General features: G+C 74.2%; 1 protein-coding gene. It reads left to right on the top strand.

Features of this window, described 5'->3' with window-relative positions; all coding sequences use genetic code 11:
* Window positions 1-1409, top strand: a 1409-nt coding sequence (locus AB0G14_RS35735; protein WP_357705241.1) for a condensation domain-containing protein, incomplete at both ends; no start/stop codon positions are given.

Genomic DNA, 1409 nt, shown 5'->3' with positions numbered 1-1409 from the left:
GCTGCGGCTCTCGGCGGCGTCGACGCGGTCGAGGCGTTCACCCCGGTCGCCCCGTTCGCCCTGGTCAGCGAGGCCGACCGGGCCGCCCTGCCGGCAGGCCTCACCGACGCCTACCCGGCCACGCAGGCCCAGGTCGGCATGGCGGTGGAGATCGCCAAGGACGAGGCCACCGCGCCGTACCACATCGTGCACGCGATGCGGGTCCAGGACGATCTGCCCTTCGACGTCGCGCCGCTGCGCGCGACCCTCGCGGAACTGGTCGCCCGGCACGAGACGCTGCGCACCTCCTTCGACCTGACCGGCTACTCCATGCCGATGCAGCTGGTGCACGCCGACGCGCAGGTGCCGGTTGCGGTGCACCCCGACGCGGCCGGCCACCCGGCGTACGTCGCCGCGGAGCGGGAGCGGCCGTTCGACCCGGCGCAGCCGCCGCCGCTGCTGCGGGTCGCCGTGCACCGCGAGGACGAACGGGCCTGGTGGCTCACCGTCTCCGTCAGCCACCTGATCACCGGGGGCTGGGACCTCAACCTCCTGCTGGCCGACCTGCTCGGCGGATACCACCGGCGGCGGCGCGGCGAGCAGCCCACCCCGGTCGAGCCGGCGGCCGTCCGGTACGCGGACTTCGTCGCCGCCGAGCTGACGGCCCTGCGATCCGATGCGGACGCCGGCTACTGGCGGACGGTGGTGACCGGCTGGCCGAAGCTCACCCTGCCCGGGACGCCCACCGTGGACACCGGCCCGCGGCGGGTGCACCGCGCCACGCTGGACATCGCCGACCTCGACGGCGCGTTGCGCCGGCTCGCCAGCACCGTCGGCGTACCGGTCAAGGCGGTCCTGCACGCGGCGCACCTGAAGGTGATGAGCCAGCTCACCAACGAACCCGCCTTCCACTCCGGTCTGGTGTGTGACGCGCGGCCGGAGGTGCGGGGTGCGGAGCGGGTGCACGGGATGTACATCAACATCCTGCCGTTCGGGTTCGCGCGGGGTGCGCGGACGTGGCGGGAGCTGGTGCGGTCGGTGTTCGACCGTGAGGTGGAGTTGTGGCCGCACCGGCGGTATCCGTTGCCGGCGGTGCGGCGACTGACCGGTGTGGACGCCCACCCGATCGACGTCGTGTTCGGTTACACCGAACCCCGGACCGACGGGACCGCGCCGGTCGGCGCGCCTCCCGCCCGATCCGCGGAAACCATGCCGACCACCGACGCCGCAACGCCACCGGCCGGCGGCGACGCCATCGAGATGTCGGTGGCCGGCGACGGGGCCGCCACCGAGTTCGCGCTCTCCGTCGGCGCCAGCGGCGCGACGATCCGCCTCGTCGGTGACGCGCGGGTGTTCGACGGTGCGGGGTTGGTGCGGTTGGCGGGGATGTTCCGGTCGGTGGTGGAGGCGATGGTCGCGGATCCGGATGG

The organism is Micromonospora sp. NPDC023814, from assembly GCF_040639595.1.
Taxonomy (GTDB): Bacteria; Actinomycetota; Actinomycetes; order Mycobacteriales; family Micromonosporaceae; genus Micromonospora.
Note: the sequence above shows the minus strand (reverse complement) of the source record. Positions and strands in the feature narration are given on the sequence as shown.